Origin of the sequence: Natronolimnobius sp. AArcel1 (genome assembly GCF_011043775.1) — an archaeon.
Lineage (GTDB): Archaea > Halobacteriota > Halobacteria > Halobacteriales > Natrialbaceae > Natronolimnobius.
The window spans coordinates 145669-171019 of record NZ_JAAKXY010000003.1 but is presented as its reverse complement, the minus strand read 5'-3'; the positions used below and the strand labels follow the sequence as shown (position 1 = coordinate 171019).

At 60.6% G+C, this 25351-nt stretch carries 17 protein-coding genes; 5 read left to right on the top strand and 12 right to left on the bottom strand.

Annotated elements, in window-relative coordinates; translation table 11 throughout:
* Window positions 1-8: 8 nt before the first annotated feature.
* The 10 genes from G6M89_RS09010 to G6M89_RS08965 form a co-directional block, all read right to left on the bottom strand.
* Complete coding sequence (locus tag G6M89_RS09010) at window positions 9-1025, bottom strand: GDSL-type esterase/lipase family protein (protein WP_165161469.1); 1017 nt, start codon at window positions 1023-1025, stop codon at window positions 9-11.
* 768 nt (window positions 1026-1793) lie between these two features.
* A complete protein-coding gene (locus G6M89_RS09005; RefSeq protein ID WP_165161468.1) occupies window positions 1794-3965 on the bottom strand; it encodes an alpha-L-arabinofuranosidase C-terminal domain-containing protein in 2172 nt (723 codons plus the stop codon).
* Between the two features lie 78 nt (window positions 3966-4043).
* Window positions 4044-4256: a hypothetical protein gene (locus tag G6M89_RS09000; protein ID WP_165161467.1), complete on the bottom strand. Its 213-nt coding sequence runs from the start codon at window positions 4254-4256 to the stop codon at window positions 4044-4046.
* A 53-nt stretch (window positions 4257-4309) separates the two neighbouring features.
* Window positions 4310-5368: an ABC transporter ATP-binding protein gene (locus tag G6M89_RS08995; protein WP_165161466.1), complete on the bottom strand. Its 1059-nt coding sequence runs from the start codon at window positions 5366-5368 to the stop codon at window positions 4310-4312.
* Window positions 5361-6416: an ABC transporter ATP-binding protein gene (locus G6M89_RS08990; RefSeq protein WP_241175284.1), complete on the bottom strand. Its 1056-nt coding sequence runs from the start codon at window positions 6414-6416 to the stop codon at window positions 5361-5363. Before G6M89_RS08990 ends, G6M89_RS08995 begins: the two co-directional genes overlap by 8 nt.
* Window positions 6417-6489: 73 nt before the next feature.
* A complete protein-coding gene (locus tag G6M89_RS08985) occupies window positions 6490-7485 on the bottom strand; it encodes an ABC transporter permease (protein ID WP_165161465.1) in 996 nt (331 codons plus the stop codon).
* A 1-nt stretch (window position 7486) separates the two neighbouring features.
* Window positions 7487-8503, bottom strand: a complete 1017-nt coding sequence (locus G6M89_RS08980) for an ABC transporter permease (RefSeq protein WP_165161464.1) — start codon at window positions 8501-8503, stop codon at window positions 7487-7489.
* A gap of 13 nt (window positions 8504-8516) precedes the next feature.
* On the bottom strand, window positions 8517-10352 hold the full coding sequence (locus G6M89_RS08975; RefSeq protein WP_241175283.1) for an ABC transporter substrate-binding protein: 1836 nt from the start codon (window positions 10350-10352) through the stop codon (window positions 8517-8519).
* 85 nt (window positions 10353-10437) lie between these two features.
* Window positions 10438-12552 carry a helix-turn-helix domain-containing protein gene (locus G6M89_RS08970; protein ID WP_165161463.1) on the bottom strand — a complete coding sequence of 705 codons (2115 nt, stop codon included), beginning with the start codon at window positions 12550-12552 and terminating at the stop codon, window positions 10438-10440.
* Window positions 12553-12873: 321 nt separating this feature from the next.
* Window positions 12874-14358, bottom strand: a complete 1485-nt coding sequence (locus G6M89_RS08965; protein ID WP_165161462.1) for a glycoside hydrolase family 43 protein — start codon at window positions 14356-14358, stop codon at window positions 12874-12876.
* A 210-nt stretch (window positions 14359-14568) separates the two neighbouring features.
* Between G6M89_RS08965 and G6M89_RS08960 the strand changes: the two genes are divergently transcribed.
* Complete coding sequence (locus G6M89_RS08960) at window positions 14569-16062, top strand: alpha-N-arabinofuranosidase (protein ID WP_165161461.1); 1494 nt, start codon at window positions 14569-14571, stop codon at window positions 16060-16062.
* 163 nt (window positions 16063-16225) lie between these two features.
* Here G6M89_RS08960 and G6M89_RS08955 read toward each other — a convergent pair whose 3' ends face one another.
* Window positions 16226-17269, bottom strand: a complete 1044-nt coding sequence (locus G6M89_RS08955; RefSeq protein WP_165161460.1) for a zinc-binding dehydrogenase — start codon at window positions 17267-17269, stop codon at window positions 16226-16228.
* A 383-nt stretch (window positions 17270-17652) separates the two neighbouring features.
* Here G6M89_RS08955 and G6M89_RS08950 point away from each other — a divergent pair, with 383 nt between their 5' ends.
* From G6M89_RS08950 to G6M89_RS08935, 4 genes are all read left to right on the top strand, one after another.
* Window positions 17653-20325 (top strand): glycoside hydrolase family 2 protein, encoded by a 2673-nt coding sequence (locus G6M89_RS08950; RefSeq protein ID WP_165161459.1) that lies wholly within the window; start codon window positions 17653-17655, stop codon window positions 20323-20325.
* Window positions 20326-20418: 93 nt separating this feature from the next.
* Window positions 20419-21183 (top strand): IclR family transcriptional regulator, encoded by a 765-nt coding sequence (locus G6M89_RS08945; protein ID WP_165161458.1) that lies wholly within the window; start codon window positions 20419-20421, stop codon window positions 21181-21183.
* Window positions 21184-21270: 87 nt separating this feature from the next.
* Window positions 21271-23187 (top strand): glycoside hydrolase family 127 protein, encoded by a 1917-nt coding sequence (locus G6M89_RS08940; protein ID WP_206335509.1) that lies wholly within the window; start codon window positions 21271-21273, stop codon window positions 23185-23187.
* An 823-nt stretch (window positions 23188-24010) separates the two neighbouring features.
* A complete protein-coding gene (locus G6M89_RS08935) occupies window positions 24011-24298 on the top strand; it encodes a PadR family transcriptional regulator (RefSeq protein WP_054861831.1) in 288 nt (95 codons plus the stop codon).
* A gap of 169 nt (window positions 24299-24467) precedes the next feature.
* Here G6M89_RS08935 and G6M89_RS08930 read toward each other — a convergent pair whose 3' ends face one another.
* Window positions 24468-25313 carry a VOC family protein gene (locus tag G6M89_RS08930; RefSeq protein ID WP_165161457.1) on the bottom strand — a complete coding sequence of 282 codons (846 nt, stop codon included), beginning with the start codon at window positions 25311-25313 and terminating at the stop codon, window positions 24468-24470.
* Between the last annotated feature and the right edge of the window lie 38 nt (window positions 25314-25351).

Here is a 25351-nt window from a genome sequence, read left to right as displayed (position 1 = left end):
GCGACACCTCACCTCGTGACGGTCTCGAGATGCGCAGAGAGGGCGTCGCCGATCGCTCCCATGCCGCGGTCGCTGGGATGGAGCACGTCCCAGGTCAGTTCGGTTGGAGAAAGGAGGTCGCTTCCGTCGACGAGCGAGACAGTATCGTGGGGCGTGGTCTCAACGACAGTACGCAGAGCGTCCCGGAACGCGTCGGCGCGGGCGGTGTCACCGCTTGTCGTCAGATCCGCAAAGTATGGAAACAGTGTCACGCAGACGATCGTTTTCTCCGGGTTTGCCTCGGCAATCGTGTTCACGAAGTAGTCGGCGCGCTGGTAAAACTCCGGCGTGATGTACTGGGCGTTTGCCATATTGACCGAAAGCGCGAGGGTTGCAACGTCCCAGTCGTCTCGGCCTGCGAGGTACTCGGCTAAGGCCGGTTCACAGTGTGCCGAGCCCGAACACCCGAAATTCAGTGCGTCGTAGCCGCAGTTTTGTGCGACCCGTGAGACGTAACTCAGGTGCGTCGCGGACGCTTTCGCTCCTTCGGTGATTGAGGTGCCATAGGCGAGATAGCGCTTTCCGGGCCGTTCGTCGGCCGTAGGCGGCCGACACGCACCGGAAACATCGTGAATCGCCACGGGGGTAAAACGCTCGAATCGAATCCGACAGACGCGCCGATCGAACCGCCCTGTCGGTACATCCGACGCGAGATCTGCCAGTCGGTCGGGGACGCGAAGCGTCAGCGTCGTCGGCGTTGAATTGATCTCGAGGGCTTGCCAAGGCTGGAATTCTCCCCAGAATACCCGAATCTCCGTCCGTTCGGCGGCAGACAGCGTGACCTCGATTTCGGCGTCATCAGTCATGGGGACGAACCGAACTTCGGAGTTCGTCGGGTGCCGAAGTCGGTCTCGAGCGTCGTCTCGGAGCTCTGTCCCGACCGATTCGGGGACGCGAAGCAGTCGATCACCGTCTGCGTCCCACGCAGCGGAGACCGTTTCTGCTACGTTGTGCAACGAGACGGTCGGATGGGCCTCGGAAATCATTTGACTACATACCGCTTATACAGCGTTGATATATCGGTGCTGCTGTTCTCTGCTCTCGAGGTCACTCAAAGCGGACGCACTCAAGCAGGCGCGACTCACCACGGCGACGCGGTGCTGACTGGCCTGCGAGGATTGGAGACGCTGTGGCTCGAGAAGCAGACACAGATGCTCAATCTAAATATGTATTTTCCTAATCCCCGGATAGCATTGTGGTAAAATAGAAAACATGGTTGGCGACAGATCTGGTACAAGTGGGTCTATAACCACTATTTACGCCAACTAAGCCAATATGTCGTCACGAGAGTCGTTTTCCGGATAAAAATCGAATGATAGACATAATAGGTCCAATTGGAAGAAATATATTTGAAACTCATGTGTTTAGTTGGACTATGATCGAAAGTATAGAGGAACAGCCAAAGTACTGGCAGCCATCAGAAAGTCTATTTTGGAACAAGACTATTTTCGAATGTATGTCTCAGTCTTAGGATATGTACCTCCCGTCAAACTCGTTTCTGTATAAGGAACGCACGCTCGAGCAACGTTTTAATTACAACCATACACTTGTAATAGGCTCTGTGCTATGAGTCGACGAAACACGGGACAAATCGAGAGATAGCAATCGGAAACGGAGGGATTCCTGATTAAGAAACAGCTACTGAATCGCTTTCCGGCCAGCCACCGACCTGGCAGTCGCTGTCGGCAGTTCATGCGTTGTAGACGCCGATAGGCGATAGACACGCCACACGAAAAGCAACCGTAGTGGCGGGGTTACTCGTACTCGCAGTCGACAAACGCTACCGTGAACGGCTCGAGGTCAAGCGTCACAGCGCCCGCTGTCTCTGTCCGTTGGTCTGTCTCGAGGGCGACAATCTCGGGACGCTCTCGAGTGTTCTGTGTGACCATCGAATCAGCGCCGATCCGTGAGACCGTCGCCGACTCGAGAGAGGATTCACCGGCAACCTCGAGCGTGACCGTCAGTGGTCCGGCCGTCGCATCGCGGTGGACGAGACAGGTGATGAGTCGATTTTCGGCGGGGTGAGAAACAGCCACCGCATCGAGTTGTGCCACGTCAGTTGCGGGCTCGATTGCGCCGAACAGTTCGCCGGTGTGGTCGCCGACAGGCAGTTCGGTATCGTAGGTCCCACACTCCAGGTGCGTTTTGACTGGGTGAGCGCCGACCATCGAGAACGCCTCGCGGTGGACGTAGTACGCCGGATCGGCCCACACCCGCTCGCGGTCCTTCCGGAGTCCGGCACCGTGATTGCCAACCCCCGAGTGCGTGATCATGCCGATGAGTCCATCCGAGCGAATCGCCTCGAGCAAGAACGTGGCGTCGTAGACGGCTTCGGTCATAGTCTTGTTCGTCGGGATGTCCGTCCACTCGAGCGTGTCGTCGCCGTCATGTTCGTCGTCCGCGAGGGTGGTGAACAGTTGCAGTTCGGTGATCGCCAGTGTCGGCTCGTCAATCCCGGCTGCACGCATCCGCTCGGCGACGGTCTCGTACTCTCGGCCGACCTGCTCGGCGAAGGCCATGTGTGCGTTGTACAGCGCCTCGAGATCGGTGTCGGTCGAGACTGGATCGCCGACGAGGACGTGATCGGTGAGCCAGTCGAGTTCATCCGCACACTCAGCGAGGAGTGGCTCGTTCCAGTCGGTGAGGCGGTTGCCACAGGCCAGCACCTCGATGTCGTTGTCGACGGCGGTCATCGCCTCGTGGAATCGAGCGAACCGATCCGCGTAGCCGCCGGGCGTCGTCCAGGTGGTCTGCCACGGGCCGTAGACTTCGTTGCCGACCTCCCAGTAGGTCACGTCGTACGGTTCGGGATGGCCGTGTTCGGCCCTGAGGCGACCGTATTCTGTCCCCTCCGGATCGCCGTTACAGTATTCGACCCAGTTCGCGGCTTCTTCGGCCGTGCCGTTGCCCGCGTTCAGACAGATCATCGGCTCGCAGCCGACCGCCTCGCAGAAGTCCATGAATTCCGCCGTTCCGAATCGATTCGTCTCGAGGCCGGCCCAGGCCGGATTCGGCTTCGTCGGGCGTTCCTCGAACGGGCCGACGGCTTCTTCCCAGTGATAGCCGGAGACGAAGTTGCCGCCTGGCCAGCGCAGCAGGGGGAGGTCTGCGTCCTGCAGGAACGAAATGACCTCCGGATCCGCCCGCGCGACGTGATCGTCGGGCAACAGCGAGATCCCGTCGAAAACGACGTTCGATCCCGGCTCCGGCCGGATTGTCACGGCGTACAGCGCGTCGAGATCGTCGAGTGCCGACTGCGGGCACTCGAGGTCGAACGCGGCGGTGGTCCAATCCGTGCCGATCGCGACCGACTGGGTGGCAAGTTCCGTCTCGAGGTCGCCATCGGCGGTCACCGTCTGAATCCCAATCTCGACCGTTGTCGCCTCGTTCCCGCGGGCGGTGAGTCGACCCTCGAACGCACGTGTTCGATGCAGCGGAAGATAGCACCACTGGGCGATTGCGCTCTCGGAATCCGCGTCGGGCGCAACCTCGATCCGCTGGGCGCGATCTTCGGCGACGCCGACGTCCGGGCTGGTGCGAACGTCGTCGCGGATCCCGCAGTGGACCCACCACAGCGCCAGCCCGTCGCGATAGGCCTCGAGCAGTCGCTCGTGGTCCGGATAGTCACGCCGCGTGGCGTACTCGGCGACGCGGTCATCGATCTCGTCGGCGTCGTGAACCGCCGGGCGGCCGCCGTCCGGACCGGGACCGTGAACCTGGAACTTCCAACTGCCGAACGTCGGGTTATGCAGAATCTCCGCCTCGAGGGTGTTCTTTGCGTTGTGTGCGGTGTAGAGGTGTTCGCCGAACTTGCCGAGGAGTTTGGGATCGACGGTCGTCTCCCCGCGAACGGTCGGATCGACGGTCACCGTGGCTGTGTCGCTGTCGGAACTATCGCTGTGCTCGACGAGTTGCGAGTCGTCCATAGTCGCTAGAGGAAAATATCGTATTTAATTGTGTGTATTAGCGAACCCTCGTAGCGGTCTGTCCGTCTCCATTCCGCGTTAGACCTCCTCGAACGGCCGAAACGGGTCCCAACGGAAATAGAGTCCAAGCGCCGCAATCGCAAGCGAAATCGCCGTCACACCGAGCGTGAAGATGGCGATCACCCACGAACTCGAGCCGGGCTCGAGAAACGGAAGGAGTGCGACCGTCAGCACCGCAATCGTCAGGCTGACCGCGACCATGAACTTGTATACCACGCCACTGACGCGCATACATCTCTCTTGCCGTCAACTGATAAAAAGCCACGGGTCGAGGCGTGTCTCGATTACTCGTCGAGTGTCGGCGAGTCCCAGTAGTCGTGGTCCTCGAGTGCTCTGTAACACCGCGTGGTGTGACTGTCGCCGACTTCGGTCGTCGGCGGTGCCGTTTTGCAGGCCTCTCGAGCCTTCGGACAGCGCGTGTGGAACCGACAGCCAGCTGGCGGATTCTTCGGATCGGGAACGTCGATTTTCCGCAGCGGCGAGTCGGTATCCTGTTCGACGTCCGGGTGGAGATCCGGCGTCGCCCACATCAACACCTTCGTGTAGGGGTGTTGTGGATTTTCGAGCACCTCGTCGACGGGGCCGATCTCGACGAGTTCGCCGAGGTACATGATTCCGATGCGCCCGTCGGCTTTGCCGGCCAGATAGCTGGCGTTCGAGAGGTTGTGCGAGATGAACAGATACGACGTGTGAAACGCCTCCTGTAACTCGAGCATGAGATCCATCATGTCGATTCGCAACGACACGTCGAGCGCCGAGACGGCCTCGTCGGCGAGGATCAGATCGGGGTTCATCAACAGCGCGCGAATCAGTGCGATACGCTGTTGTTCGCCGCCTGAGAGCTGGTGTGGGAATCGATTCGCGTAGTCGTCGGGCGGCGTCATCCCGACCCGTTCTAACATCTCGTAGATCCGCTCTCGGCGCTCGAACGTGTCCATCTCCGGATGCGTCACCTGCAGCGGACTCGAGAGCGAGTGACGGACGCTCTTGTTCGGGTTCAGCGACGACCCTGGGTCCTGATGGATGATCTGGAGCGATTTGCGGACTTCGTCGAACGGAATCTCGGGATTGCGCTCGTCTTTGGCCGCCCAGATATCCTGCCCGCGATAGTGGACCGTCCCGCCGGTCGGGCGCTGGACCCCGATTGCCGTCTTGCCGAGTGTCGTCTTGCCACAGCCGCTTTCGCCGACCAGCGCGACGACATCGTTCTCGGCGATTTCGAGCGAGATATCGTCGACTGCCCGAACCGTCTCCGGATCGGAGAACACGTCGAGGAATCCCTGGTCTTCCTCGAAGTGGACGTTGACGCCCTCGAGCGAGACGACGTGATCCGAACTACTCATCGACGCGCACCTCCTCGAGACTCAGCGGAATGACCTCGGGGACGCGCTCGCCGTAGTGACACGCAACGCGATGGTCGTCGGCGACGGCCTCGAGGGGCGGGTCCTCGGCGAGACACGTGTCGTCGCTCATCGGACAGCGAGGATGATACGAACAGCCCTCGGGCACGCTGACGGGGTCGGGAGCCGCGCCGTCGATGGGGCGCATCTTCGATCTGGGGGTGTCGAGATTGGGGGTGGCGTTCAACAGCGCGCGCGTGTACGGATGCATCGACCCGGTCAGCACCTCGTCGGCGGGGCCGAGTTCGATGAAGTCGAAGGCGTACATGACCGCGAGTCGGTCAGCGAGATTCGCCACCAGCGGCAGGTCGTGTGTGATGAAGACGATCGTCAGGTCGTACTCCGCCGCGAGGTCGTCGATCAGCCCGATGATGCTCTGTTGCATCAGCAGGTCCAGTGCGGCCGTCGGTTCGTCCATGACGAGCACCTCGGGCTCGAGAACGAGCGCGAGTGCGATCAGCGCCCGCTGTTGCATCCCGCCCGAGAGTTCGTGCGGGTACGAATCGAGGACGCGGTCGGCGTCGAGATACAGCTCCGAGAGGAGGTCTCGAGCACGGGCCATCCCCGCGTCCATGTCGCGTTCGTGGACCTCGATGGTCTCCTCGAAGTGATCGCGAATGCTCATCGTCGGGTTGAACGAACTCATCGCCCCCTGGAACACCATCGAAATTTCCTCCCAGCGCAGACGCTTGAGTTCGTCTTCCTCGAGGTTCAGCAGGTCGACGTCTCGATCGGGTGTCGGGTGGTAGGTAATGTCGCCGAGTGTCACGCCGGGGTCGACGACGGCATCGAGCAAGGCGGAGGCGAACATCGATTTGCCGGAGCCGCTTTCGCCGACGACGCCGAGGATTTCCCCGCGGCGAACGTCGAGGTCGACCTGATCGAGCACCCGCGATTCGCCACGGTCCATATCGAACGTGACGCTGACATCACGGAGTTCGAAGATCGGGTCTGCAGTCGATACCGTCGGTGTTGCTGGCTCTTCCATCATAGGTGCTGGCTCTCGTTGCTCGCGTGTCGATCAGTCCGTCGGTACATCGTGGTGTGGGTGGAGTGAGGGGCGCTCATCGGTGGCCCTCCATGTTGTCTTCGTCGATAGTTTCGGCGTGGCGCGCCCTGATTCGGGGGTTGAACAGCCGTTCGGTCCCCTGTGCGAAGAGGATCAGACCGAACGACAGCGTGACCACGGCGAACATCGGCGCGAGAATCCAGTGGGCCGTTTCCCACGAGGTAAAGACGCCGAAACTGTCGTAGGCGTCGTTGAGCATCACGCCCCAGTTCTCGTTCGAGAACGGCAACACGCCCAGATAGTAGAGCGCGACCGATCCGAAGATGACGCCACGAGCCGACTGGACGAAGTTGACCAGCACGTAGGGCATGATGTTCGGCAGGATGTCGTCGACGACGATCCGCCGCGTCGGAACGCCCATGATCCGTGACGCCTCGACGTAGGAGTGATCCCGCAGCGTCAACACCTGCGAGCGGATCGCTCGAGCGAGGCCCGCCCAGGCGTTGATCGTGAGCACGATCCCGACGGTGACGGGGTGTGTCGGCTCGATCAACGCGGCCAACAGGATGATCAGCGGCAAGCCGGGAATCGTCATCGCGATGTCCGTCACGACGGTCAGCGCGCGGTCGACTCGGCCGCCTTTATACCCTGAAACTGTGCCGACGAGCGTTGCAATCGCCACCGAGAACACCGCTCCGGCGGTGATCATGACCAACATCGCAGGCGTCGCCTGCACGACGAGTGCAAAGACACTCTCGCCGCGGATCGTCGTCCCCAGCGGGAACTCGAGACTCTGGAACGCGGGTTCCATCCGCGGCCCGTCGCCGGGGAACGGCTCCGAAACGAGCCAGTAGCCCACGGTGCCGAGGAACACCCACACGAGGATGATCAGGGAGCCGACGCGGGTGCGCCAGTCGCTCCAGATCACGCGCAGCGGCGTCAACACGAAGAGGTCGAGGCGCTCCCGGTAGAGTTCACGCCTCGAGCGGGTGATTCGGTCGTCGCGGTCCGGTTCGGCGTCCGTCTGGAAGGTAGAGGTTCGTTCGGCCATGTTAGTACGCCTCCCGGGAATCTTCCTGTTCAACCCGTGGATCGATCTTGCTGTATGTGAGGTCGGCGATCAGGATGAAGACGATCACTGCGAGTGTGATGATGAGGAACGCGCCCATCATCAGCGGGTAATCGCGGGCGTTGACCGCCTCTAACAGGTACCAGCCGATGCCTTCGTAGGCGAAGATCTCCTCTAAGACGACCGCGCCACCGAACATGAATCCAATCGAGATCATCAGCGAGGTGTACATCGGGAGCAAGGCGTTCCGTCCGACGTACCGCGTTGCGATTTGTCGGCCGGGAACGCCACGCAGGTTTGCGACGCGGATGTAATCCTCGCCGATCACCTGGATCGCGTTGCCACGCATCGTCAGCGCAACGCCGCCCAGTCCCGTAATGACCAGCGAGAGGATCGGGAGCGACGCGTGATGGATCACGGCGAGGAAGTACGACAGCGAAAGCGCTGGATCGGCACCGGTTGGATGGTGCCCCGAGGCTGGGAACAGCCCCCAATCGTACGCCAGCACCGCAATCGCCAACAGCGCAAAGATGTAGTACGGAATCGAGTTGAGAAACATCGAAACGACCGTCGTCCCGACGTCGAAGCGCGATCCCTCGAGATACGCCATGATTGCGCCAAGCACGATGCCTGCTGAGAACGTCAACAGCGTCGCAATCGAGAGCAAGAACAGCGTCCAGGGCATCGCCTGGACGATGATCTCGTCGACGGGTGCAGCGAAGTGCAACGACTCGCCGAGGTCGCCCCGCAGCATGTGGGACATGTACTCGACGTACTGGACGTGCATCGGATCGGTCGGATTGATGTTCATCGAGCGCTCGGCGAGTTGGCTGACCTGTGCCATGCTAATGGAGCCGTCGCCGCGACTTTGCATCAGTTGAGCGCGAATGTAGTCTTCCGGGCCGCCCGGAATGGACTGGATCATCACGAACGTGATCGTCATGACGGCATACAGGGTAAACGCCGCCATCGAGAGCCGTTTCAGGAGGTAACGAGACATCAATCGTCCTCCGTTATCGTGCCCGCAGGTTGCCCGTTCGTGGGAACTGCCACAGTGGCCACTTCGACTGGTACGTTTCTGACTCTTCAACCGGGTCCGGAACCCACCACTCGTCCTCCCAGAACCAGACCGTGTCGTTGATTTCGGTCAGGGGCAACATCGGCAGGTACTGATTCGTCACCCACGCAATTTCCTCGATCAACTCGACGGACTCGGCTTCGTCCTGTGTCGTCTGTAACTCCTCGAGCAACCCAACAACGTCAACCGACTCGAGGTCGCCGTCGGGCTCGCCTATCGGTGGTGCAACCACGTCGTCAGTGTCGAGATTGAGGTACTGGGCGTCGATGATGTAGTACATCCGGAACGTGAAGTACGGGTAGGAGTTCTGTAGCGTCCACCCCGTCGATGCGAGGTCGTAGTCGCCATCGAGGTAGTAATCCGACCAGTAGACGGTGTCGTCGACCGCCTCCACGTCGGCGTTGATCCCTTCCTGTCTGAGCTGTCCCTCGACGGTCTGGTACACTGGGTGCCAGTCGGTCGTATCCGCTGGCATCGTAATCGTCAGTTCGAACTCCTCGTCATCTGGCGTGTACCACTGTTCGTCGTCTCTCGAGTAGCCTTCCTCGCGAAGCAGGTCCCGGCCGCGCTCGACGTCATCGTACCGGTGGAGGGCATCGGCACCCTCATCCGTGATCCAGTCCGTCCAGGCGTCACTCGGGTTATTCTCGCCGTCGATGTTCCCGACGAGACCGCTCGGAGCCTCAACGGCTTCTCCGTATGGCCCGTAACTGGAGGCAACACCCTCGCGGTCAATGAACTCCGCCAGCGCCTGGCGGACGCGAACGTTGCCGACGTGTTCGTGGTCGAGGTTGAACGGCAGCGCCATCCCCCACATCGCCGGAAGGTGACCAACGGTGAGGTCGTCCGGCCGGTTGTCGAGGACGGCATCCTCAGCGGTGAAGTTACGGATCGTATCGACTTCGTTGCCCATCAACACCTCACCAGTATCGGAGCCGACGCGGTGGATTTCCCAGCGGGTGAAGTTGATCTGGTCTGCGTCGGGGTGGTCCTCGACGAGTTCCATCTCGAAGAGGTTGTCCGTGACGTTGACCGCTTCGAACGGGCCGTGACCCTCGATCTCGTCGAGTTCGTAGTTCTCGAGGTCGGGACGGATATCGTCGATCGATTCGCCGTCTTCCCAGCGTTCGACGAACTGGTCGTACTGGTCGGCTCTGGTGTCCAACCACATGTTGGTCCAGCTCGTATCGAACACCTCCGGATTGATCGTCCCCGCGAGATCCATCTCGACCTGGTGATCGCCCGAAATCGAAACGTCCTCGAAGACGGCACCGAGGTCGCCGCTCATGATGTCCTCGAGAATCAGTTTTGTTCGAAGATCCTCGGCGTCAACGTTCTCGCCATCCGAGTGCCAGTAGCGGTCGTCAGCGAGGTCGACGAGCGCATGGTCGTCTTCGTACTCGGCGATATCGATGAGACGCCACGTGAACTCGTCGCGCTCCATGTGGTACCAGACGAACTGGTCGTTGTTCATCTCGTGACCGAACTCCTGTGACGGATTGTAGATGTTGTACTGCCAATTCGTCGGATTATCCGTCGTCGGTTGGATCAACGCGGTGTCGACGCGCTCGTCTTCGTCCGGGTCGAACGACGGCCGCTCGTCGGCGGCGCCACCGTTCTCATCGTCACCGCCCCCAGCACACCCAGCGACGAGCATCGCGCCCGTACCGCCGGCCGCCGACAGCACTTGCCGTCTCGAGACGGCGTATGGCGTTCCCTTTCCGTTACGTCTATCTTTTGATAAGATATCACTACCGTTTTGGCGTGACATACCACACAATTCGATGCCCGTCCGTAATAAATGTACATGGTCGATCACGATATCTCCCGAGAAGAGACGAAACAATCGTGAGCGGTTACCCGAACTGGCCGCGCTCGCGCTCGAGCAATTCGAGTTCGATCTCTTTTGCGGCAGCCACAAGCAGTGGGACGAGATCCGCCTGCAGTCGCGTCGAGTCCAGTTCGAAATTCGAGCCGATCACCTCGAGTGCGGCGACGCCGCGGTCTTCTCCATCCCGAATCGGGACCGCAATGCGATGAATCCGGTCGTCCGCACGCTGCTGACTGATTGTATACTCCTGTTTCTCGAGCAAACCGGCGCTGTACTCGAGTTGCGTGCTCGTATCCCGATCGATGAGGACACGATTGTCTCGTGCCGTCTCGAGATCGGCATAAAAGTTCTGCCGGTCAACGGTCCGAACCGCATTCTCGAGGAGGGAGTCGACCTCTTCGCGCGAGCGGTGTGCAAGCAGTGCTTTGCCGCCCGTCGAGACATGAATCGGGAGGCGACTGCCCGCTTCGATCGTCGTCAACCCGTCGACCGGATCAGTACAGTACAGATACACCGCATCACCGTCTTCTTCGACGATTAGCGAGACAGTCTCGCCGATTCGCTCAGAGAGTGCCTGCAGTTCCGGTTTGGCAATGTCGCGAACCTCGTGTCGAGAGAGGATCTGCTGGCCGAACCGGAACAATCGCAGTGATGTCGCGTACTCGCCGTCACTTTTCGTCACGTAGCCCAGGTGACGCAGCGTATCGAGATACTTGTAGACCGAACTCTTTGCCACGCCCGTCTGACGGGCAAGTTCGGTGACGCCGACCGGGCCAGTTCGTTCGATCGTCTCGAGGAGGTCGAACGCCTTGACAATCGATTTAACGTGATGGGGTTCTGCAGGTGGCGTGCTGTCAGTTGGCCGGCTGATAAACTGGGTGTTCTCACGCGTCCGCCGATGGGCGCTCTGGCTGCGTTCTGTCGATGAGGTGCTGGCCGAGCGCTCGCTCGAGTCGCGGTCGTATTCGACCATTGTTGACAGCGACTCGCGGCCGTACCTGATCTCGGTCTTGCCGTGGCCGGCATACGTCGACGTAAACTGCAGCAGTTCCGTTCCGTCAGCAGCGGGCAACAGTGTCGTCGTCCAGGCGACGGATCGATGCCCTGTCTCGAGTTCGTCGTCGAACCAGAGGGGGGCAGATACCGGTGTCCATGGACCGACTGCGCTCATGTCGGTCGTTGCGAGCAAGACCGTCCCGCTGTCGGGAGCGGGGTTACGGTGTTTGTCGCGAAACGTCTTGCCGGCGACCAGTATCGTGCCGTTGTCGTCACCTGCGGGGACCCACGTCCCGTACGGGCCATCGATCAACTGCAACTCGTCTGTTGTCTGAACCGGGGCGCCAACGTCGGCTGGGTCGCCCCACTCGCGCCCGTTCGGCGAGGTACGAGTGAATACGCTGCCGCCGTACTGCGGGCCGTCGATATAGTACGTCATGAGGTAGCGCCCGTTCGGAAGCGGCGTAACTGAGGGCATGCCAGGCCGGGACTCGTTGTCAGCAATCGCGACGTCGAACACCTGTGGCTCCCAGGTGTTGCCCCCGTCACTCGAGACGCGGTGGCCGATGAGTCGGTCGTAGCCGTCTTCAGAGTGACGTTCGTCGGAGAAGTAACAGACGAGATTGCCGTCGGCGTCGACCGTGAGTTCGGGAACCCAGACCGGCGACTCGCCGCGGCTCGGTACGGCTTTCCCACCCGAGACGATCGTGCTCACGAACGACCAGTTCCGGCCGCCATCGTCGCTCGCGTACAGATCGATACTCGTCTCCGAACGGTCGCTCGGAATTGCGTTCCCGGCGGCCAGCACCGTTCCGGCCTCCCAGGGCCCAACCTGTTGTGGCAGTTCGAACAGCGTCGGCTGGTAGCGAAGTCCCCACCCATGCTCGGTGTCACGAAGATCTGCGTAGTGCGACCACGACCGGCCGTCGTCGGTGCTTCGATAGATCGGAAAGTATGGCTCGTCGGTCCCCGTCTTGCCGACCGTCTCGTAACACTCGAACGTCGCTAACAGTGCCGGATCGTCACCCTCACCGTGCTCGAGGCGCGTCGCTCGCGGGTACATCGCGCCGGGAACGGGTGCCCACTCAGGCGGCTCATAGAGGACCGAGCCAGTGTGATCGTCGGGGTTGTGGGCGTCAGTCATGGCGTGGTCAGTCGACTCGAGGGGATTCCTCCCGGTCGTTTGACTCCCCAAATCGATCCAGCCGCCATCGACTCGAGCGGACCCACCGCAGTGCCCGAACAGGGGCGGAAAGCAGTCGTCCGGTGTGATCGCGCGTGTCTCATATGCTACGGGTTGGGTTGAATACTCTTATTCGTACGGGTCTGCCGGTCGCTCGCGTTGGATCCGAGCGCCGTCAACGCGACCGAGCAGTAGTCAGCTCACATCGATTCGGGGACTCTCTACTGAACGGCAGTACACACCCCATCGCGTGACAATTGTGCGATGGGTGTGAAAACGGTTTCAGTCGGTACTATAAACGACTCGCTCGATGACGGCGTCCGTCTCGCAGGTCGTCCCATGACCGGTTGCGTAGGGGCCGACAACAACACCGGTGAACCCGTCTGCGACCTCCGTCGAGAGATAGCGAGTCGACCCCGAGCCGAGTTCCGTCCCGTCGACGAGGAAGCGGTAGCTCTCGGCGTCGGCTACCACGCTGAGATCGACTGTCTCCCCGACCGGCGTGCGTCCGACGATCTCCGTCGCATCGCCGATACGGAGGCGCACGATGGCCTCCCGACGCCCCTCGCGTCGGGTTACGCCCACCTGGTAGTGGTGGCGTTCGTCAGCAACCACCGCAATCCCCGCCTCCTCGCCAGCGCCCGGATCGAACGACAGCGCGGCCTCGAGACGACAGTCGAACGCCGTCTGTCGGCGACCGACGAAGGTCGCACCGGGTTCCGCGAGCGATTCCGGTCCGCCGCGAAGCCGGAGGCCGTCCGATCCCGTCTCGTAGCGCTCGCGATCTGGGTTGCGGCGGAACTGCCACTCGAGGCCCAGTCCGTCCGCGAACGTGGTGTCGGTGCGGTCGATGCTCGTCTCGTCCGTTTTGCGGTCGCCGGGAAGCGGGGCGTCCATCGCAGCCTGAATCGGTTCCCCGTCGTTGACGACCGGCCAGCCGTTCTCCCAGGAGACGGGCGCGAGGAACGTCTCACGGCCAAGGTGGTGGTACCTCGGCCACGGACCGCGCTGGCGGATTCCGAGACAGACGAGCCACCACGCCCCATTGTGGTCCTGGACGAGGTCAGCGTGGCCGACGGCTCGAATCGCATCGCGCGGTTGCCCCCAATGGGTGAGAATCGGGTTGTCGGGACAGCCCTCGTAGGGTCCCGTCGGATCGTCAGCGCGCGCCATGACGACCATGTGGCCGGCGTGCGTGCCACCCTCAGCGACCATCAGGTAGTAGGTGCCATCGCGTTCGTAGATGTGCGGCGCTTCGACGTAGGGGTCTCGAAACCCGGTCCAGATCGTACTGGACTCGCCGAGGTCTCCCGTCTCGAGGTCGAGTTCGGCCTGCTGGATCGGGGCGTCGGGATCGTCGGAGTGGTAGGTAAAGTAGCAGGTGCCGTCCTCGAAGAAGAGGTCGGGGTCAATACCCGGCGCGTCGATCCACGTCGGCTCCGACCACTCACCTGCTGGGTCCTCAGCCGTGACGAAAAAGTGACCGCCGCCGCTGACGTTCGTCGTGACGAGGTAAAACGTGCCGTCGTGGTGGCGAAGCGTCGGCGCGTAGATACCTGTCAAGGCGTCGGCGTGGTGGGCCGCAAATTGTGAGTCACGGGTAAGTGCGTGGCCAATTGGCTCCCAGTCGGCGAGGTTGTCGCTCCGATAGAGCGGGACGCCAGGGACGTACTCGAAGGAACTGGTAGCGAGGAAGAACGAGCCGTCTGCTCGACAGATCGTGGGGTCGGGATGAAAGCCCGGCAGCACAGGGTTTTTGTAGCGCATAGTGTGGCATCTCGTGAGAAGGTATTGACGCTACTGGTTTGATCACGACAGACAGTCATACTTCGTCATATCGACTCGAGACTGCGAAACTGGGTATCGAACACTGCCTCGAGAGACTCAATTGGGTAAATCGGCAGTTCACTCCCCGCCACTTTCAACTTAAATAAACCATGATATTTATTACACCCGTCGCGAAATAGTGGGTCGTACATGGCTGATGCAGAGCTAACGGTTCATACAGAGGCAGTTATCGGACACGTTGATCCAGCGGTACACGGCCACTTCTCCGAACATCTCGGACGATGTATCTACGATGGGATCTGGCGACGCGACAGCGACGAGGAGGTCGGCTACCGCGAGGACGTGTTCCAACTGCTCAACGACATCGAACTGCCGGTGCTTCGCTGGCCCGGCGGCTGTTTCGCCGACGACTATCACTGGGAAGACGGTATCGGGCCCCGCGAGGACCGCCCGCGCCGTCGCAACCTCTTTTGGGCCCAAGGCCCCGAGGAACTACCCGAAGAATCGAACGCCTTCGGCACCGACGAGTTCCTCGAGTTCTGTGAGCAAATCGATACCGAACCCTATCTTGCGACCAACGTCGGGTCGGGCGATCCACAGGAAGCCGCAGACTGGGTCGAGTACTGTAACTACGACGGCGATACCGAACTCGCCAACCGGCGGCGTGAAAACGGACGCGAGGAACCCTATGGCGTGAAATACTGGGGTATCGGCAACGAGAACTGGGGCTGTGGCGGCCAGATGACGCCCGAACAGTACGCCAACGAGTACCGACGCTTTGCGACCTACGTCGGCACCACGGACAACCTCATGCTCGAGGATGACCTCGAACTCATCGCCTGCGGATTCGAACAACACGAGTGGAATCGGCGCTTCCTCGAGCAGGTGAACGAATCGCCGTGGGGCGTTGACTTCCCGCTCGATCACCTCACCTTCCATCACTACTACGGCCGGACGATGAGCGTCTCCGAAGCCGACGAAGATGATTACGATACGTTCCTCGCGGACGCTCTCGAGATGAGCGACCACATCGAGACCATTGCGGGAGCCATCGATGCCGTCGCGACGACGCGCGATATCGGCGTCATCGTCGACGAGTGGGGGGCCTGGCACGTCGAAGCGACGGCCGGCAACGGCCTCGAGCAGCCCGGGACTGTCCTCGATGCGCTCTCGGCCGCAGCCGCACTCGATATCTTCAACCACCACAGCGACGTGGTGACGATGACGAACATCGCCCAGACGGTCAACGTTCTGCAGTGTCTCGTCGAAACCGACGCCGACGAGGCGTGGGCACGCCCGACCTACCACGTCTTCGATTCCTATGCGCCACACCAGGACAACGACGCCGTCCAGACGACGATTTCGGCACCGTCGCGCGAACTCGAGGACGAGCGTGATCTGCCACTTGTGCAGGGCTCGGCCTCGACTGACGGCGACGAGACGTTTATCTCGCTGACCAACCTCGACTGCCGCGAGGCACAGACGGTCGACGTGCGTGTCGAGGGCGCGACGCCCGACTCGGTCGAGGCGACGCTCCTCTTTGGCGACCACGAGCCGAACGCGGAGGTCGGACCCGACAACGCCGACGAGTTCGAGCCGGAACCGACCGACGTCGACATCGATGGAAATACCATCAGCGTCGATCTGCCGCCGGCAACGGTCGCGACGCTCGAGGTCGCATAAGCGGGATTCACTCCCAGACAGCAGTTCCTTGCGGTGCGGTTCGGGACACATGGCTTATGCTGGCTCCGATGTGTCCCACGCTGTGTTGTTCGTGAGCGGAGCCACTTTCTGGATTGTGCCACCTCCACCTCGAGCGCGCAAAAAAGCGATAACTATGACGGCGTTATGCGTGAAGTTCGCTGACGTCGAAGACGGGTTTGCAGGTCTCACCGCCGAGGAAGGCGGTGAACGCGTCATCAGCCGACAGCAGCGAGTAGCGCTCGTCGATAAAGGTATCACAGTCGACGGCTCCCGAGCCGATCAGTCGCAGCGAGCGTTCGAAGTCTTCGTACATCGAGGCGTAGGAACACTGCAGGTCGATTTCGGCGCGCACGAGCGGTGAGTACGCCATCGTCGTCTCGCCAGTCTGGCCAACGAGAACGATCTGGCCGCCTTTGCGGACCTCATCGACGGCCATCGTCAGCCCCGAGGGGTGGCCCGTCGTATCGAAGACAACGTCGTAGCCGATGCCGTCCGTTCGTTCGTCACGAATGGACTTGAGGTCATCCGTTTCGACGTTGATGGTGTCGAAGCCGAACTCTTCGGCGAGCGGGAGGCGGTAGTCGGTATCCTGACCAACACCGGCGACGACGACTTCGCCGCCCTGTTCGCGCGCAATCTGTGCCGTTAATTGTCCTATCGGGCCAGGTCCAGCCACGAGCACGCGGTCGCCCGCGCCTACGCGGGAGTTTTCGATAACCGCTCGAGCGGCGATACTGGTGGGTTCGACGACGGCGGCGTTACGCAGGGAGACGTCGTCGGGAACGGGATGGAGTGCGCGCTCGGGAACTGTGACGTACTGGGTGTACGCGCCGTGGTGGTCGACGCCGGTGATAACGGCGTTCTGGCAGACGTTTTCCTCGCCGATTTTACACTGGTAACACTCGCCACAGCCGCGAATCGGGCGTTCGACGATGCGGTCGCCAACGGCGTACTCGCTGACATTGTCTCCGGTTTCGACGACGGTTCCGGCGTACTCGTGGCCGATGATCGTCGGCAACTCCATGCGCTCGAACGCGGATTTGAACTTGTAGATGCCTGCGTCGCTGCCACACAGTCCTGCATGAGAGACTTCGATGAGCGCTTCGTCCGGTCCCGGTGCTGGCTTATCGACCTCGAGTAGTTCCATCGCCCCGTCCGTTCGGTCTGTTTTGGCAAGTCCTCGCATGGCTCACTCTTGCTCGGGTGCGGCATAAAATACTATGAAACCCGAATTGACAGATGCGTCGAGACGAGGTGGACAACACTCGAGGGGTGACATCCAGCCGTGACGAGAACTGGAAACGTGTTCCACTGCCGATGCTCGAGCCTGTTTCGTTTGAAGAAATAGGCCGGAAATCGGTGTCATACTCGGTGTTTGGCGGCGTACATCTGTGGCACTAGCTGACATAGATTACGCATGTACATATGTAATCAACAGTCGACTAAACTCGGCGTTTCTCAGTAAGAAACGAGTGTACCGGTTCGATGATGGCCGATTCGCCTTGAGGAGGGGAGGTGCAAAACGCGCGTATAATGAAGATTTAACCACGAGCGGGCAAACTCCCAGTCATGGACGACAGCACCGGTTTCCGTCGGACGCGCTCGCTGAATGGCGAGTGGATGTTCGAAGTCGACCCCGACGGCATCGGCATGACTGAAGGCTGGCAAACGGAACTCGCGATGTGGCTCACCGAGGCAGATCCAGTCGACGTCCCTCACGTCTGGCAGGAAGACGACGGTCTCCGGAGCTACACCGGAACTGCGTGGTACAATCGAACGTTCGAACTCGAGCGGAGTGCACTCGAGTCGCGTCGGGCGTTCGTCGAGTTCGGCGCAGTCGATTACTGGACCTCCGTCTGGGTCAACGGCGAACTGGTCGGTGAGAACCGCGGTGGCTATCTCCCCTTCGAGTGTGAGATCACCGATGCAGTCGACTCCGGCGAAAACACGCTCACTGTCGCCGTCCACGATCCACAGGACCTTTCGGAGATTCCACACGGCAGACAGGGCGAGCCGTGGTACACCCGTGTTAGTGGCATCTGGCAGTCGGTATCGCTGGCTTTCCGTCCAGAAACCCACATCGCCAACATCGCCGTCACGCCGGATCTCGAGACAGATAGTGCACTCGTCGACCTCGAGGTAGATTCGAACGGCTACGACCAAGACGACCTGCAGGCAACCGTTCGGGCGTCTCGAGACGGGCTGCTCGAGTGCCTCGAGATTGGTCCTGTCGATGAGACGCTCACGCTTTCGTTTGATGATCCGGCGTACTGGTCGCCCGACTCACCCGCGTTATACGACCTCGAGGTCACACTCGAGGCCAACGGTACTGAACTCGACCGGTACGAGGAGACGTTCGGCCTGCGAACGACCGAGCGTACCGCAGACGGCTTCGTGCTCAACGGCGAGGCGATCCGCTTGCGGGGCGTCCTCGATCAGGGCTACTATCCAAAGACGCTGTACCGGCCGCCGACCGACGACACGTTCGCGGACGAACTCGAGCGAATTTCGGCGCTTGGCTGTAATCTCGTTCGAACGCACTGCAAGCCGGCCCATCCCGACTTTCTCGAGGTCGCCGACCGGGAGGGGCTGCTCGTCTGGGAGGAACTGCCGAGTCCGTCGCGCTACACCGATCGATCGAAAGAGGAACTCCAGGCTGAACTGCGAGCGCTTATCAAACGCGATTATAACCACCCAAGCGTCATCGCGTGGAGTCTCTACAACGAGGCGTGGGGGATCGGCCAGCACAGCGCCGAAGAGGCCCTCTGGACGGACGAAACGAAACAGACGTACCTCTCGTCGCTCGTCGACACTCTGCGGGAGGACGATCCAACGCGACTCGTCTGCGATACCTCCGGCTGGGCGCACGTCAAAACAGACATCAACGACTATCATCGCCACTGTATCAGCCCCGACCGCGCGACCGAGTGGACGCGCAATCTCGAGCATGCACTCGTTCACCGGGCTGACAACTACGCAACCCGGCGCTTCGACGACGCGACTGCGCCGGTTGTGGTGTCAGATGTCGGCACCTGGGCGTTTCCCTCGCTCTCTGTCCTCGTCGAGCACTACGGCAGAGAGCCAGCGTGGTTCTCACATGAGTTCCTCGAGGAGCCGATGAAACGGCCAAGTGGCGTCCGAGAGCGATTTGACGCGGCCGATCTTGCAGACGTGTTCGACTCGATTGAGGATCTCGCAGACGTCTGGCAAACTCGGGCCGCTCGATCGCTCGCGCATGTCGTCGGCGAGTTGCGAACAAACGAGGAGATCGACGGCTACGTGCTCTCGCAGTTGGCCGACACTGAATGGGAGTTTAGCGGCCTCTACGACTACTGCCGGAACGAAAAGGCAGCAATCGAGACGGTTGCCCCGTTAAACGAGCCTGTCACGCTCGTCGCCAGCCTCGACGCCCACACAGCCTGGACGGACGACGACCGTCATCTCGAGGTGACGTTGGTCAACGACACCAACGAACCGGTGCAGGAAACGCTCGAGTGGGAGTGGCGTGGGGAAACTGGCCGACAGGAACTGACGGCACCGCCACACTCAATCGTCGACAGCGAGCCGATTGCGCTCTCGATGCCAGATGCGGAGACAGTCGGCACGGAATCAGTGACTGTCCGCGGCCTCGAAACCGGTCACACCCGAACGAAATCCCTGACGGTCGTGCCGTCGTCAATATCGCCGCCCCAAGACCTGACCGTCTTCGCCACGGGGCCACTCGGCTCACAGCTCGCGGGAACCGGTCTCGAGGTCACACACCAGTTCTCCGCTGCTGTGGATGTCGCGTTCGTCACCACCGTCACCGACGACATCCTCGAGTTCGTCTCTGCGGGTGGAACGGCGATCCAGGTACCGGATCAACACGGCGACCTGCAGGCGAACGACGTATTCGAGACTCGATCGATGGCCCGTACTGATAGCTGGATGAACACGGCGACGCTCTTTTATCAGGACTCGCCGCTTCTTTCGGGGCTTTGCTCGGACCGCGCGCTTGGCTGGGAGTTCGAAGACGGCTATCCGTACGAACTCGTCACCGGCCTCGAGCCTGAGACAGATACCATCCACGTCGGGAGCGTCCGCGGCTGGCTCGCCGACTGGGCCAGCCCGCTGCTCGAGCGGTCGGTCGGCGACGGCCGCCTGATCGCGTGTGCGTTTCGCGTCCAGACGGCGGTCGGCCCCCACCCCGTCCTGACGGCGCTGGTGTATCGCCTTCTCGAGCGGAGCAAAGAGGCGAGTTAGCCGCGCCTCGAGTGACACAGGCGTAGCGTGGACACACAAGAGATTCGGACTCTCGGAACAATCTATATGAGGGCTCGTCTGTAAGTGCCACTCATGGCGAAGTCAGAGTCATCCGTCCGATCAGTGCGTCGGACGTTTACAATACTCGAAGTCATACAGGAACTCAACGGCGCGAGCGTTGCAGAGATCGCTAAGCGAGTCGATATCGGTCAGAGCGCGGTCTACAACTACCTGACGACCCTGACCAGAGAGGAGTACGTCGACAAAGTCGGCGACGAGTACCACCTCGGCCTGTCGTTCTTTGGACTCGGCGCACACGCACGCAATCGGACGCCGATCTACGACTCCGCACAGCCCCAGGTCGATGAACTCGCGGACGAAACCGGGCATCTGGTCAATCTCTGTATCGAAACGGACGGACATGGCACCTACCTCTACCAATCTCGCGGCGAGAACGGCATCGATATCGATGTTCACGAAGGCCAGCCAGTTCCACTTCACAGCACGGCGCTTGGGAAAGCTATTCTCGCTTTTCGACCCTCGGAAGAAGTCACTGCCATCATCGACCAGCACGGGCTGCCGGCCACAACCGAGCACACGATCACCGACCAGACGGAGCTTCACGCCGAACTCGAGCAGGTTCGAAACCGTCGATACGCGGTTGGCCAAGAGGAGTGGCGAAACGGACTGCGCTCGCTTGCGGTCCCAATCGTCGACGCTCACGGCCGCTCCATCGCCGCCGTCGGCATCGCCTGCCCGGTGTACTGGAACGACGACACCACCACGTTCGATGACGAACTGCTGCAGGCCGTCCTCGGTGCGGCAAACGTAATTGAACTCGAGCACAACTACGCCTAAGACACAGTTTTCACGGTCCGCAGACCGCGATCGGGCTCGAGATCGGTATCGCTATACGGCTGTGTGACACAGACGCATTCGATTCCCATGCGCCATATGAAGCCAGTCGAACCCACTGCGGTAACGATCGACGACGAGTTCTGGAGCCCCCGACTCGAGACGAATCGCGACGTTACAATCGAGTACCAGTACGACCAGCTCGAATCGAGTGGCTGTCTCGAGAACTTCCGTCGTGCCGCCGCCGGCGAGACGGGCGACTTTGAGGGCATGTGGTTCGCCGACTCGGATGCGTACAAATGGCTCGAGGCGGCCAGTTACGTGCTCGCGACGGCCGACGAGCCAGATCCCGAACTCATAGGCCGTGTTGACGACGTCATCAACCTCGTCGCTGCCGCACAGGACGACGATGGCTATCTCAACACCTACTTCACGCTCGAGGAGCCCGACAAGCGCTGGACGAATCTCAATACGCTCCACGAACTGTACTGTGCGGGTCACCTCATCGAGGCCGCCGTTGCCCACCACCGTGCGACCGGGAAAACGTCGTTACTCGACGTTGCCACGGCGTTTGCAGATCACATCGACGACGTGTTTCCCGACGAAATCGACGGCGCGCCCGGGCATCAAGAAATCGAACTCGCGCTCGTGAAACTCGCGCGTGTGACGGGTGAGGCGCGGTACGTTGATCTCGCCGAGTACTTTATCGAGATTCGAGGCCACGACGACCGCCTCGAGTGGGAGTTAGATAATCCCGAGGGCCTTGCGGGGTATGACCCTGATGGTGATGATATGATAGAGGGCGCACGCGGTGTCTTCTGGGAGGACGGCGAGTATGACGGTACCTACGCCCAGGCACACGCCCCACTCGAAGAGCAGGAGGCCGTCGAAGGGCACGCCGTTCGCGCGATGTACTTCTTTGCGGGCGTCGCGGATGTCGCCGCTGAAACGGGCGACGAGGACCTGCTCGCACACCTCGAGCGCCTCTGGGAGAACATGACGACGAAGCGGCTGTACATCACGGGCGGCATCGGCTCGGCTCACGAGGGCGAACGCTTTACCGAGGACTACGACCTGCCGAACGAGATGGCGTACGCCGAGACCTGTGCGGCGATCGGGAGCATCTTCTGGAACCAGCGCATGCTCGAGCTAACCGGTGATCCGAAGTACGCCGACCTGATCGAACGGACGCTGTACAACGGCGTCCTCGCCGGAGTCTCGCTCGACGGGACCGAATTCTTCTACGACAACCGCCTCGCAAGCGACGGCAGTCACAGCCGTTCTGGCTGGTTCCACTGTGCGTGCTGTCCCCCGAACGTCGCTCGCCTGTTCGCCTCGCTCGGACGGTATCTGTACACTGTTGACGGTCGCGATTGTTACGTCAATCAGTACATCGGCGGAACAGCATCGGTCCCACTCGAGAAGGGCAACCTCACGCTTACTCAGGAGACAGCCCTTCCCTGGGAGGGCGACGTGACACTCGAGGTCACCGCCCCCAACCAGACGACTGCGACCCTCCATCTTCGGATTCCGGAGTGGTGCGACGACGTTTCGGTCACAGTCAACGGCGAGACCGTGTCGACCGCAGACGAGGGCTACGTAACGCTCGAGCGAACGTGGGACGACGACCGGATCTCCGCCACGTTCGACCACTCGACGACGCTCGTAGCGGGCCATCCAGCCGTCGCCGCAACTGCTGGCCGCCTCGCGATTACGCGTGGCCCGCTCGTCTACTGTCTCGAGACCGTCGACAACGACCGACCGGTCCACCAGTACCGGATTGATTCGACGACCGAATTTACGCCAACACACCGCTCAGACCTTCTCGAGGGTGTGACCATTCTCGAGGCCGATGCGACGGTTCCCTCGCTCGAGGGATGGGACGGGAAACTGTATCGCCAGGCGGACGAAACCAAGACCAGGACGGAACCCGTGACTGCAATCCCATACTACGCATGGGATAATCGCGACTCGTGTCCGATGCGGGTCTGGATTGACTGGCCATAGATCAAAATATAAACTATTGTACACAGACACTGTATTGTAGAGAGTTAGAAATAGTGACTGGAAGTGATTACACCCAATTGGCAACGACCTACTTCAACAGATAGGCCGTAAAACTGCTGTTTGATGCGTACAATAGTACGTCTGTGACTGAGTGACGGCCTATAGATTGAGTGCAGTTATAATTACATGCATGAGGCGGTTGTGGTCCTCCTATCACGATAATTGAGAGAATAAGCGTCGAGTATACCAAATCTGATATTGTGCTCGAAGCGAACAGTAGAAGCGTAAGCTCGAAGTACATATCATATATGTGTTGTATCCAGAGACGACTGGAACTGGCAGTGAGAATCACCGGAGATATCGAGAAACGAAGGAAGTCGACAACCCAGAACGATGTGATTAGACCAGCCACCCAAGAGTCCGATCACGGATATCAAAATCCAGAACATATCACTGACGGTGATGAGCGACATTGACCCCAACACGCGAAACGCTAATATTACAGTCCAACCCTTCTGCCGCAATGTGATAACTAATCTGACACACTGGAACGCCATTTCTTCCACACTTGTGTGTTATAAATCATTCTCCACGATATATTTACGAACAAGCGAGCCGAGGCAAATGGTTCGGATAGGACTCAGAGAACCAATATCCCGAATATGACTCGAGTGTCCGATGAACATGGTACAAATACAACAGTAGTTCTAAATGTCGATTCAACATGTAGTCAGAAGGGGGAGAGAAGTACTCGAGCCAGTGGCGGAGATTCAGACTGCTTCCGGAACTATTATCTACTTTCCTTACTTGTACCAAGGTAGATATGTACGATCTCACGGGATTCCAACGCGACCTGCTGTACACGATCGCTGGACAGGACGAACCACACGGGCTCGCGATCAAAGACGAACTTGAGGACTACTACGAAAAGGAGATCCACCACGGGCGACTGTACCCTAACCTCGATACAATCGTCGACAAGGGCCTCGTCGAGAAGGGCCAAGAAGACCGCCGGACGAACTTCTATACGCTCACCCGTCGTGGACAGCGTGAAATCGAAGCCCGCCGTGACTGGGAAGAACAGTACGTCAGCGAACTCCTTTCGGAGTAATCGCTCCACACCCCTATTTTCGAGTTTCGTGAGTCGCTCGAGGTGTTCGATAGGAGCCACTACGCGTCAATACACAGCAATCGAACGGCGAACCCGTAGTTCACGCACACGGTGGTCACTTCGAACTGCGGACGCGGTAGCCGGTGACGCGTGACAGTCGACACTGACCTTAGTCGACTTGGAGTCGGACAGAGATTCCGTCAGGGTCGGTGACGACAATTCCGCTCTCGCGTGTATACGTAGTGTCGCTGTCCTCGAGTCGTTGTGTGATCGCCTCGAGCGCCTGTTCGTCGGGGACACAGAGTTCGAACCACGCTATCCCGCGTCCCGCCTGCGCCGTTGTTCGACGATTCCAGATGTTCGCTCCGAGATGGTGGTGGTAGCCGCCCGCTGAGACGAACGCCACGTTGGAGGTCGTCATTTGCGCCTCGAATCCGAGCGTGTCGACGTAGAACGCCTCGAACGCTGACAACGACGTAACCTCGAGGTGAATGTGGCCAAGATCAGTCGCTGGCGGGGCGGTTTCAGCGCCCGTACTGTCGGCCGCGAGCTGTGAGCGATCGAGCGGATCGGTCCCCATCTGGACGCGACCCGAATCGGTCCGCGGCCAGTCTTCGCGCGGAAAGTCTCGATAGATCTCCACACCGTTTCCCTCGGGATCGGTGAGGTACAGCGCCTCGCTCACCAGGTGGTCGGCTGCGCCATCGAGTCGCCAGCGGCTCCGAATCCGCTCGAGGGCAGCGCCGAGTGCGGGCCGCGACGGCACGCGAAACGCGTTGTGATAGAGCCCCGCGCCCGTCTCGGATCGGGCCGGTGCGTCCTCGTCGCGCTCGAGGATGAGCAACGACGTCTCACCCGCACCGAGGACGGCAGTCGTCGGGGAGCGCTCGAAGACGACGAGTCCGACGACATCGCGATAGAAGGAGATCTGTTCTGTGAGGTCGGAAACGGTGAGCGCGCACCGCCCGAGGCGGGTCTCGGCCGGCAGTCGATTAGGTGAAGATGACGGTGTCATATGCTGTGGTCGCTGTTGGTGGAAACAGTCTCACTCGA

Excerpts from the sequence above, each read along its gene's own strand:
- G6M89_RS09010 (WP_165161469.1), bottom strand. The coding sequence starts at position 1,025 with ATGATTTCCGAGGCCCATCCGACCGTCTCGTTGCACAACGTAGCAGAA.
- G6M89_RS09005 (WP_165161468.1), bottom strand. The coding sequence starts at position 3,965 with ATGGACGACTCGCAACTCGTCGAGCACAGCGATAGTTCCGACAGCGAC.
- G6M89_RS09000 (WP_165161467.1), bottom strand. The coding sequence starts at position 4,256 with ATGCGCGTCAGTGGCGTGGTATACAAGTTCATGGTCGCGGTCAGCCTG.
- G6M89_RS08995 (WP_165161466.1), bottom strand. The coding sequence starts at position 5,368 with ATGAGTAGTTCGGATCACGTCGTCTCGCTCGAGGGCGTCAACGTCCAC.
- G6M89_RS08990 (WP_241175284.1), bottom strand. The coding sequence starts at position 6,416 with ATGATGGAAGAGCCAGCAACACCGACGGTATCGACTGCAGACCCGATC.
- G6M89_RS08985 (WP_165161465.1), bottom strand. The coding sequence starts at position 7,485 with ATGGCCGAACGAACCTCTACCTTCCAGACGGACGCCGAACCGGACCGC.
- G6M89_RS08980 (WP_165161464.1), bottom strand. The coding sequence starts at position 8,503 with ATGTCTCGTTACCTCCTGAAACGGCTCTCGATGGCGGCGTTTACCCTG.
- G6M89_RS08975 (WP_241175283.1), bottom strand. The coding sequence starts at position 10,352 with ATGTCACGCCAAAACGGTAGTGATATCTTATCAAAAGATAGACGTAAC.
- G6M89_RS08970 (WP_165161463.1), bottom strand. The coding sequence starts at position 12,552 with ATGACTGACGCCCACAACCCCGACGATCACACTGGCTCGGTCCTCTAT.
- G6M89_RS08965 (WP_165161462.1), bottom strand. The coding sequence starts at position 14,358 with ATGCGCTACAAAAACCCTGTGCTGCCGGGCTTTCATCCCGACCCCACG.
- G6M89_RS08960 (WP_165161461.1), top strand. The coding sequence starts at position 14,569 with ATGGCTGATGCAGAGCTAACGGTTCATACAGAGGCAGTTATCGGACAC.
- G6M89_RS08955 (WP_165161460.1), bottom strand. The coding sequence starts at position 17,269 with ATGCGAGGACTTGCCAAAACAGACCGAACGGACGGGGCGATGGAACTA.
- G6M89_RS08950 (WP_165161459.1), top strand. The coding sequence starts at position 17,653 with ATGGACGACAGCACCGGTTTCCGTCGGACGCGCTCGCTGAATGGCGAG.
- G6M89_RS08945 (WP_165161458.1), top strand. The coding sequence starts at position 20,419 with ATGGCGAAGTCAGAGTCATCCGTCCGATCAGTGCGTCGGACGTTTACA.
- G6M89_RS08940 (WP_206335509.1), top strand. The coding sequence starts at position 21,271 with ATGCGCCATATGAAGCCAGTCGAACCCACTGCGGTAACGATCGACGAC.
- G6M89_RS08935 (WP_054861831.1), top strand. The coding sequence starts at position 24,011 with ATGTACGATCTCACGGGATTCCAACGCGACCTGCTGTACACGATCGCT.
- G6M89_RS08930 (WP_165161457.1), bottom strand. The coding sequence starts at position 25,313 with ATGACACCGTCATCTTCACCTAATCGACTGCCGGCCGAGACCCGCCTC.